Annotated in this window: 10 protein-coding genes; 4 read left to right on the top strand and 6 right to left on the bottom strand. The window is 47.3% G+C overall.

Annotation, left to right across the window (positions count from 1 at the left end; all coding sequences use genetic code 11):
- Positions 1-17 precede the first annotated feature (17 nt).
- The 6 genes from AXFE_RS08905 to AXFE_RS08930 all read right to left on the bottom strand — a co-directional run bounded on the left by AXFE_RS08905 (position 18) and on the right by AXFE_RS08930 (position 5,691).
- Positions 18-935, bottom strand: a complete 918-nt coding sequence (locus AXFE_RS08905; RefSeq protein WP_160291796.1) for a DDE-type integrase/transposase/recombinase — start codon at positions 933-935, stop codon at positions 18-20.
- A gap of 50 nt (positions 936-985) precedes the next feature.
- Positions 986-1,573, bottom strand: coding sequence for a DUF6431 domain-containing protein (locus AXFE_RS19315; RefSeq protein WP_152625983.1), 588 nt, complete (start codon positions 1,571-1,573; stop codon positions 986-988).
- Between the two features lie 153 nt (positions 1,574-1,726).
- Positions 1,727-4,039 carry a DEAD/DEAH box helicase gene (locus AXFE_RS08915; RefSeq protein ID WP_052605522.1) on the bottom strand — a complete coding sequence of 771 codons (2,313 nt, stop codon included), beginning with the start codon at positions 4,037-4,039 and terminating at the stop codon, positions 1,727-1,729.
- A gap of 35 nt (positions 4,040-4,074) precedes the next feature.
- Positions 4,075-4,452 carry a DEAD/DEAH box helicase family protein gene (locus AXFE_RS08920; RefSeq protein WP_052605523.1) on the bottom strand — a complete coding sequence of 126 codons (378 nt, stop codon included), beginning with the start codon at positions 4,450-4,452 and terminating at the stop codon, positions 4,075-4,077.
- A 135-nt stretch (positions 4,453-4,587) separates the two neighbouring features.
- The gene (locus AXFE_RS08925) at positions 4,588-5,106 is read right to left on the bottom strand and encodes a DUF4011 domain-containing protein (protein WP_052605524.1); all 519 of its coding nucleotides are present in this window, start codon (positions 5,104-5,106) and stop codon (positions 4,588-4,590) included.
- A gap of 339 nt (positions 5,107-5,445) precedes the next feature.
- Complete coding sequence (locus AXFE_RS08930) at positions 5,446-5,691, bottom strand: hypothetical protein (protein ID WP_052605525.1); 246 nt, start codon at positions 5,689-5,691, stop codon at positions 5,446-5,448.
- A 784-nt stretch (positions 5,692-6,475) separates the two neighbouring features.
- Here AXFE_RS08930 and AXFE_RS08935 point away from each other — a divergent pair.
- From AXFE_RS08935 to AXFE_RS08950, 4 genes are all read left to right on the top strand, one after another.
- Positions 6,476-7,030, top strand: coding sequence for a helix-turn-helix domain-containing protein (locus AXFE_RS08935; RefSeq protein ID WP_082058610.1), 555 nt, complete (start codon positions 6,476-6,478; stop codon positions 7,028-7,030).
- A 4-nt stretch (positions 7,031-7,034) separates the two neighbouring features.
- Positions 7,035-7,595 (top strand): PIN domain-containing protein, encoded by a 561-nt coding sequence (locus tag AXFE_RS08940; protein ID WP_052605526.1) that lies wholly within the window; start codon positions 7,035-7,037, stop codon positions 7,593-7,595.
- 348 nt (positions 7,596-7,943) lie between these two features.
- Positions 7,944-8,204 carry a hypothetical protein gene (locus AXFE_RS08945; RefSeq protein WP_052605527.1) on the top strand — a complete coding sequence of 87 codons (261 nt, stop codon included), beginning with the start codon at positions 7,944-7,946 and terminating at the stop codon, positions 8,202-8,204.
- 33 nt (positions 8,205-8,237) lie between these two features.
- Entirely contained in the window at positions 8,238-8,732 is a 495-nt protein-coding gene (locus AXFE_RS08950) for a hypothetical protein (protein ID WP_052605357.1), read from the top strand.
- The last annotated feature ends 230 nt before the right edge of the window (positions 8,733-8,962 follow it).

The raw sequence follows: 8,962 nt of genomic DNA on the forward strand, positions 1-8,962 counted from the left end.
GTGGTGTCTGGCCGGTTTCAGAATGAATCCGTCGGTGATAGACCTGTTCCACCCACCCCTGGAAGCGTTCTTCGAGAACTTCCAGCGAAGAGATATCGCTGTGGGCTACTTCTACTAGGAACTGGTCTCTTACCGTTGATGAAAAAACGCTCAATTTTTCCACGACCCATTGGACGCCCAGGTTTCGAGTGCACTAGCCGAATCCCGAGAACTGCCAGGGCTCTTAGCAGTTGACGCGAGACAAATGGACTCCCGTTGTCGAGATACACGGTACCCGGTATACCTCTTGAGAGTATTCCACGTCGTAGCGCTGCCTGAGCTGAAAGAGTATCTTCAGAATATGTCCAGCGGTGAGCTGTAACCAATCGGGAGTGATCGTCACAAAAACAAAACAAGATTGCCTTCTTTCCGGCAATTACCGGGCCGTGTAAAGCATCTCCCACCCAGAGCTCATTTGGATAGTCTGCCTCAAATCTCCCAAATGCAATGTTTTGACCGCTCAGCTGGGATCTTGTGAGTCCTAAAGCTTTGAAATGACGCTGTGGAGTTCTTTCATTAGGTGACCATCCATTTTGAGTTCTGATGATCTGGGCAATATGGGCTGCTGTTCTAAAAGGATCTTCTTTTCTAAGCTCACATGCTAAAGAAAGCAGATGCTCCGGGGTACGGGGCTCAACATGGCGTGCTGAAGGGTGAAGAGCTTGAAAGCCGCCTTTTCTGTAGGTACGGATCCAGCGGTCGATGCTTTGGCGCGATACCACTACCGGAACTCCGTCAATACCAATATGGGTGGTATAAGCCAACTCGCGTACAAGTTGCCCCCGCTTTGTTTTAGAGAGGGTTTCATCTGCTGCTTCACGAACTATCCCGTAGCGAAATAGTGCTATATCTTCCGCTCGGTGATGTTTTGGCTCTTCCAGTGGATCCGTTGTCACTTTTTCTCCTTTTTGTCGTGCCAATAAATGACAAAAAGAATCATTACTGATTATGAAGGTGCTGGAAAGGGTGAGTTGGTGTTGGAAAGAAGTCTTCCTCCGCACATAACTGACATCTGGGACCATGGGGGACTAGGACCAAAGCGGATGCTTAGAGAACGAACAGCAATCCCAATTGCACTTATTGCATCTGCGAATAGAGATCCCGCTGGGGCAATCTCAGACAATGTGACATCTAAAACCAGAGCCCAATTGGTGAAGTGTTCTAGGGGTATCTCCAACTTTTCTCTAAAACGTCTGAGCCAGCCTCGGACGGTTGTCTCGGGACGACAGATATTTGCAGCGATCTTTCTATGTCCAAGTCCCTCAGCCTTTTGAACTAAAGCTGACCCGATTACCGCTGCTTCGTCCACCCGGCGAACTAAAAGGTAATCGGGCAGGAGAACCGAGGTCTTAAAACAATCACTACAGCGCGATCTTCGTGGACAAAGCGTCTTAGTGCAGTCACGCATACGAATGGTTCTCGACCTCGCATGTGCCCATTTCCGAAGCACTCCGTTACAGGATGGACAAAAAAGTTTTCCACCCAACAATTCAGATTCCACAACGTCGGGATCACTAGATACAATAACAGCCATGGTGCCTCTGGCATCTCTGGGGGACCCTCTTGTAGTTCGGACAAAAAACAGCGAGGGGGTCCCATTTTATTCGGACTCCCTAGTTTGCCCTAACAGATAGCGACAACGCAACTACACAGCCACCTCTACGTCATCATCAGCTTCAGTGACGCCTTAATACCCCCGCGTAATCAACGAAAGCGTCGCCCTACAAACCAGAGTAATCTTCTTCCGCGCTCTTGTTATAGCTACATTTAAGCGTCTGTGACCGCCCTGCATGTTGATCGGACCGAAGCGGTACTGCATTCGCCCATCCGCTGTTTTGCCATATCCGATCGTCAAGATGATTGAGTCCCGTTCGTCGCCTTGAACTCTCTCGAGGTTCTTGACAAAAAACATCTCATTTCTTGCTTTGGGAGAGGCGCTTCCGCTAATGAATGCCTCTAGTACGGGGTTCTCTCTTCCGGCGCGCCGAAGTGCTTCTTCGATGCGATTAGCGTGCTTTATGCCCATTGTTATTACGCCAAGGGACTCACCTGGGTGACGCGCGGCGTGTTCGGCGACGAGTGCTACCACTCGCCTTACTTCATCGGCGCCAGATTCCAGCGGATCTAACCTATTGGAATGGAATGGGACAAGTACGTGGCTTATACAACTTTCACTGCTCACGCCTGGGAAGGTCGTCATAGAAAAACTGTAAAGTTCGCTCTGTGCATTTGAGAAGGCAATAAGGCGCTCGTCCTTTGACCGATAGTGCCAGCCAAGGGTGCGAGTACCGATAGGAGGAGGCAAAATTGCGCTCATCGCATCCAGGATTGATTCCATATCCTTTGTGACATCGGTTTCGTATATTTCGCTTTCGGCACTCTCGTCGTCTTCTCCCCCTCCTGACGATGTCGCAAAGAAGCTTGTAGGCGGTAATTGACGTGGGTCACCAGCGACCACAGCTTGTTCTGCTCGCATTAGGGCGCCAACGGCATCCGCGGGGCTTACCTGAGATGCCTCGTCGAAGATGACAACGTCAAATAGTCGTTGGGTTGGCAAAAGTTGAGCTACAACGAGTGGGCTCATAATCCAGCATGGCTTTAGCGCCCCTAAGACGTTAGGTGCGGCCTCGAACAATGTCCGTACCGGAAGGTGGTTTCGCTTTAAGCGAGCTTGGCGTTCAATGACTTCAGATTCCCTCGGACAGCTGTCGCGAACTTGGGTTATGCGCTCGCTAACCGCTCGGCGAACCCTAATTGACGCACTTTTTATATGTTCGCGATCTGCTCGTTGAAATTCAGTTACGGTGCGAGAATGCGCTGTTCCATCGAATGCTCCAATAAGTGAATTAGATAGTGAGACGGATTCAATTATTGATATCAACCAGACGTACTCCAAAGTCTCCAAGGTACCGTCTACAGTTAGTTTTTTCGAACGCATCTCTGCCAGGAGACCACCTAGTGACGATTCTTGGAGTTTAGCGTTTAATCGAATTAATTCAGGAATCTTAAACAGTGTTGTAGTGTCTTCAGAGAGGCTAATTAGCAGGTCGCAAAGCGTAGGAAAAGACATATCCAGAAGATTGGTGTGTGCTGTCAATTTAGCAAGCTCTTCTAGTTGTAGTACGACCTTTTGATAGCCGTCTTCATTGTCCAACAATTTAAATGCGGTCTCGGGAACGGTGACATCTTTTTTGATCTGAGGCCACGCTTCCAAAACGTGCTGTGCCTTCTTTATGGCAATCGAAAGCTCTTTGGGAGAGGGCTTAGGACCGATCCAAATCCGTGAAGCTTGCTTTCGGGCATGACGATAGGTTCTATTTGTAATTTTCGTAATCCAACCACCGATGCCACCTGATTTGCCTGGGGTAAGGTCGCGTGCAAATTCAGCCAGCGGAAGTTCGAAGATATCCTTGTTGAAGACTTCCAATGTCGTTTTCGTATCTCTAATGATTTGAAGGATGTCACCCCACGTCCTCATCGCCGTAGGAATAAGAAGCCCACAGTCGGCGACCGTCTTTGAGAAGGTTTCGAATGCAATTGTCAATGTCTTCGTGTTGAGGGTTGTCAGCAATTCGAGGACTTGAGAGGCGGCGTCGGAAGTTGAAATTGTGGAGTCAATGAAGGCTCCTCCCCAAGGGCTGCTCTGTGAGGAAAGGGTAAATCCACCCAAGCCGAAAAACTTTTCTAGATTCACATAAGTATCTCTAAATTTATCTTTGTCCAGTCGTACCAATGCTTCACCTCGAATCCGAAACGTTGAAGTTGCTGAATCTGAAATAGCCATGATCCGCGATTGGGCATCGTAAATGCTCAAGCCCCATGGTTCGCGACTCTTATGTAATGCGTCGGTTACCTCTATTAAGGTTCGCTTTCGTTGAGTTAGGTTCTCATGCACGGCAGTCATATCCGGACGAGCAATAGAAGAGGCAGAGGCTAAGGACTTAGCGAGATTTTCGGCAAGTTTGCGTCGCGACCCCGCCCCGTCATGGAGATCGAGCACAAGGTCCTCAAGTCCAACGCTCCGTAGACGGTCTACTACCGCGTCGATCGCAGCACGTTTTTCGGCGACAAAAGGACCTTTTTCCCGCGAGCGGCCAAAGTGGCAATAAGGTTGGCTATTGTCTGTGACTTTCCAGTGCCCGGAGGTCCATCAATAACCAAGTCCGCACCTCCGACGACAGCATTTATTACGTAGGATTGGCTAGCATCGGCGTCAAGGACAAGGAATTCATCTTGGGGTGGTTGTCGATCGGGATCAGAGAGCGTTATCTCTGGATGTCGACTACGGAGAGACTCGAGCGAAGCTTGATCGCCAGCGAGAGAGGAAATAAGGTCTGATGCGACCATCGTATCAAGTGATTTCTCAAGGTCAAGGACCATGGGGAGCTTAGCATAGGAGAAATTTCCAATCACGATTCGAGGTTTTACCTCAAATCCATTAACTGCGACACATGCTTTTGAAAGATTATCAAATAAATTATTGGAGTCTATAGAACCATTTCTACTATCGGTAATATTTGGCAGATCGATAGCTTCAAAATCGATCTTCTATTCGGTCTTAAGCATGTGTAAGAGCGAAGGGTTTGTCTCCCACTCTTCTGTTAGTTCTACCTCAAAATCTTCTCCTGCGCTATTTTTCGGTTTTAGATTGATCGGCCGCAATAAAACCGGAGCCGCAGGAGTCGCTTCGCTATTGGTGTTGTTCCAAGTGGCCATGCCCCACGCTACGTGTAAGGTTTGAAGCCCCCTCTCCTGAAAGTTCTCTACCGCCTTAGCGTTGATGGTGCGCACACGGCGAGCGGCTGTTTCTCGTGCTGATTCACCAAACAAATTTGAAAGTAGCACCTTACCTCCAGCGAGCAGGGCCTTCAAAACGGCTTCATTTTGAGTCGATACCGGTTCGAGCGCCAAAGTACCCTGCTTTAGATCGCGGTAATAGAGCAGGTTGTTTCTTCCACCAAGGTCGACAAGCTCATTGATCCAAGCGCTTGCCGCCTTCGTGACGAGTTCGACGCGCTTATTCGCAGATTCAGCCGATGTTACGATTGTCGGGTTCAATTCGCTCACAAAAATCTCCACTCGCATTTAGAGCTGATTCGGACAAGAATATGCGATTTGGGGGGCTTTTGATTGATTATGGCTTAGGTTTGCTCAATTTTCGAAAAACAACGACAAATTCAACTTACCTTAAATATTCAAAATCATAAAAGTGACAAGGTAATATCTGTTCAATAGAACAAGGTCTGTGGGTTGGTAGTCAGAGCAAAAACGTGCAATGCATACTTCTCCGAAATCCTCGAAACCGATGTGCAAAAATTATTATACTTCTGAACAGCGGTACCAATTTATCGATATGAAATTATATAGTCGGCCAGAACGATGTCAGCTATTTATCAAATCACCGTTTCAGAGGCGATAGACCCTTCGATCCGATATTGGAATTTCATCAGAATCAGACTTGGAAAACGCCAAATATGAGACCATTCGCTCCGAAATACAAAAAGGACCCTTTCGAGGTGTCAATGGCTTACTAGTTCTTGCGACCTGGCCAACGGAGGCGATCAAAAGTGCACCGTCAATCTCTTGAAGTAAGCGTGGTTCGATAATGACGACGGTGGGTGCTACGTAATTCGGAGAGCTGCGAATCGCCAACTCTAACACCAGAGGTCTTCAAATGCCGCATTGTGCTTTACGAGCGTAGTCATAGGGTACTCCCTGAGGCGAATTCGTTTTTTAGAGCATTAGTGCAGTGGGCTTGACCTTTAGTGAGTTGCGACAATCAATTTACTTGTCTGCGGGATTCTTTGACTGGGGTTACGACTTCTTTGGCATATTGTCTGAGCAGCCATGGATGCCACTTGTGAAACTGGAAAGTTTTTGACCGCGGACATCTCTCTTGTATTTACCTTCTTTTTCATTTATGGTAAAACTTGGATCTATTGAGCTGATCCATTCTTTGAATTTACGGAAATCGCCAAAGGCATATGGGTGTCAATATTCGTGCTTGAAGACTTGCTAGATAACATTTTGTACCCGCATGATCGTTGCAAGAGTCGTCGCGACGGATAGCACTGAAATGCCCCGAAGGAGCGACTGGTTTGGTGGCGATAAATCTGTTACCCTGATGTGGTTTTCATGGAGTGCCGCTCTGAAGTTAGTTTTTTTTCTTCCCGAACTACTGCTCTCCTAGAAATGCCAATTTGTCAAGTGGCAACTGCTGCCTTCTGGCCATCGTTATTGATATTGGAGAATCAGAGTCTTGCCCTAGTTCTGCCCCCGTGGATGTGGCAGAACACGCAAAGGCGTCTGGAGAGCGAAAACAAAAGAGGTGCATATGAATGTATATGCATTTCGGAGCGGAAACATTTCACGTAGCAGGTTTCAATGATAAAAATAAATCATTTTCGATTTTTTCGAATTATGCTAATTTGGTTATATGACAACGATAGGCCAAGCAGACGAAGAAACCTCTGAAGCTAATTTCAATAGCGATCGTGAAAAAATTCCCGTCTTCCCTCCTGATACTCTCGACGAGCTCCTCGAATTGTCTCGGTTCATGCAGGTTCATACGGAACCTGGATTCTTAGTAGGACCCGACGGAGAAAAGACACCTCTATCTGCAGAGGTATATGAGGTTCTGCGGCAGGTAATAGAAGCAATGCGCCGTGGCAGGGCAATACTCGTATCATCGCAGGGACTCTTTCTGACTACCCAAGAAGCCGCCGACTTTTTGGGAGTAAGTAGACCTACGTTGGTCAAGCTTCTCGAAGAAGGTACGATTGCATTCGAAAAGCCGAATCGCCATCGTCGCGTTCGCCTCCAGGACCTAGTTGACTTCCAGCAAAGACGCCGAATTGAGCGCAAGCAAGTCTTGAACCAGTTAACTGAAGAGGCATCTGAACTCGGACTTTATGATGGTTCTCCTGACGACTACAAAGATGCGCTCAGGGAAGTCCGTCAAAGACGGTCTCAATCTGATCATAAAGCATAAGGCAATGACTCGTTATTCTGCAGTTTTAGACGCTTGCGTGATCGTACCTATCGCACTAGCTGACACATTGCTACGCGTAGCCGAAAGCGGACTTTATCGGCCGCTTTGGTCATCCAGGATCATCGCCGAAGCCATGGATGCAATTTTAATGATTTACCCAGAAATGAACGGCGAAAAGATTTTTGGGAGATTTCAAGATATGAATAGGACATTTGACGATGCATGTGTGGAAGGCAGGCAAGATCTAGAACTTATAATAAAACTTCCGGACGATGACGACAGACACGTGGTATCGACGGCGATCTGCGGACGTGCAGACGTTATTGTAACCTTCAATCTTAAGGACTATCCTTACGATGTACTTGAAGCATTCAACCTCGAGGTGATCCACCCGGATTACTTTTTGTTGAATCAGCTTGACCTTGCTCCAAAAAACATTGTTGAAGTAATTCGGGAACAGGCTTCACATGCACGCCACCCCAAATTAGACCCTGTAGACCTTCTGGCGAGACTTGCTAAAGCGGGAGTTCCTCATTTTGCTCAAGAAGTTTTACGACTCATCTGAGTTGAGAAGGACAAATAATTGCCCTTCTTGCAAAATGCAAGTTGAATTAGCCTCTCAATCCCTCGGTAATGATTTCGGCCCGGTCGATTCCATTCGGGAAGACTCGGTTCGAGGTGTTCCAGCTGTAGCTGACGTTCTAGGAGTCTGCTAACCCCAGTTTCGGCTGAATTCCCCCCAAGAGCCCTTTTAAGCCCCCTTTTAGCCCCTATTTGGGGGTAACCCCTATTTGGAGATTGGAGATGCTGGTAGATGAAGTTCGGTTTTCTCAAGTGGCGAATGTAGTGCCCTAAGCTTAGAGTTAGCTGCGAATATTGGCCTACAAGGTAATTCATCTGGTATACTTGTTATATGTTCATTCGCGAGAAGACCACTAAGAATAAGGCAACTGGAACTAAATATATAAAGCATCAGTTAGTTAGGTCTTATCGCGAAGGAGACAAAGTACGCCAAGAGATAGTTATGGATCTAGGACGACTTGAGATTGATCCTAAGGACTACAAGAAGCTAGCTCAGATATTGACGATGAGACTAGCAGGCTCTGAGTCTTTGTTTGAAGGTGACCTAGAACTAAAGTCGATAGCCCTCTCTGCCAAGATTGTTGTCACCTAGCTTGATTTTTGTTTATAAGAGGGCGAAGATGGAATGGTCATGAAAAGGTACCCCAAAGAACTAAAGCAAAAAGTAGTTGCAGCTCTATATGAGCTCGACAATTCAGGAGATGCTACACCTGGTGCTATCGCCAAGATTGCAAGGGATAACGAAATCAATGCAAACGTTGTCTACCAGTGGAACTCAGAGCGCAAGGCTAGTGCAAATTCAGCCAGCGATAAGATCAACAAGATCAAAGCTGTTGTTGACACAGCTGCGATGAATGAGCACGAACTCGGTTCTTGGTTGAGATCAAATGGAGTTCTAGCAGTAGACCTGGAGGAGTGGCGCAACACCCTAGAGTCAGCTCTTGACAACAAGAGTGCTGCTAATAGGGCTCACCAGGCGGAACTTGATAAAGAACGTAAAGCTAGAGTACGAATTGAAGCTGAACTTCGACGGAAAGAAAAGGCGCTAGCAGAAGCTGCTGCTCTATTGGTTCTTCAAAAAAAAGTACGAGAGATCTGGGGGGAAGAAGGGGACGTTTAGTCTCTCCCTCAGATCGAGCTCAAGCTGTAGCTCTAATCAATGAAGCAGTAGATGCAGGTGCTAGATGTTACAAAGCCTGTGAAGTTTTGAAGATATCCACTCGTACATTTAGGCGATGGGAATCTGGTGCTACAGATCGCCGGCGAGGAGCTGTACACAAACGTCGCTCTAACGCACTATCGGAGGAAGAGAGACATGAGATCATCGAAGTATGTACTTCGAGTAAGTTC

It is taken from the genome of Acidithrix ferrooxidans, from assembly GCF_000949295.1.
In the GTDB taxonomy this organism is placed as follows: Bacteria; Actinomycetota; Acidimicrobiia; order Acidimicrobiales; family Acidimicrobiaceae; genus Acidithrix; species Acidithrix ferrooxidans.

What these genes read in the sequence shown, in the direction of transcription:
- AXFE_RS08940 (WP_052605526.1), top strand. Translation starts at nt 7,035, where the DNA reads ATGACTCGTTATTCTGCAGTTTTAGACGCTTGCGTGATCGTACCTATC.
- AXFE_RS19315 (WP_152625983.1), bottom strand. Translation starts at nt 1,573, where the DNA reads ATGGCTGTTATTGTATCTAGTGATCCCGACGTTGTGGAATCTGAATTG.
- AXFE_RS08950 (WP_052605357.1), top strand. Translation starts at nt 8,238, where the DNA reads ATGGTCATGAAAAGGTACCCCAAAGAACTAAAGCAAAAAGTAGTTGCA.
- AXFE_RS08935 (WP_082058610.1), top strand. Translation starts at nt 6,476, where the DNA reads ATGACAACGATAGGCCAAGCAGACGAAGAAACCTCTGAAGCTAATTTC.
- AXFE_RS08945 (WP_052605527.1), top strand. Translation starts at nt 7,944, where the DNA reads ATGTTCATTCGCGAGAAGACCACTAAGAATAAGGCAACTGGAACTAAA.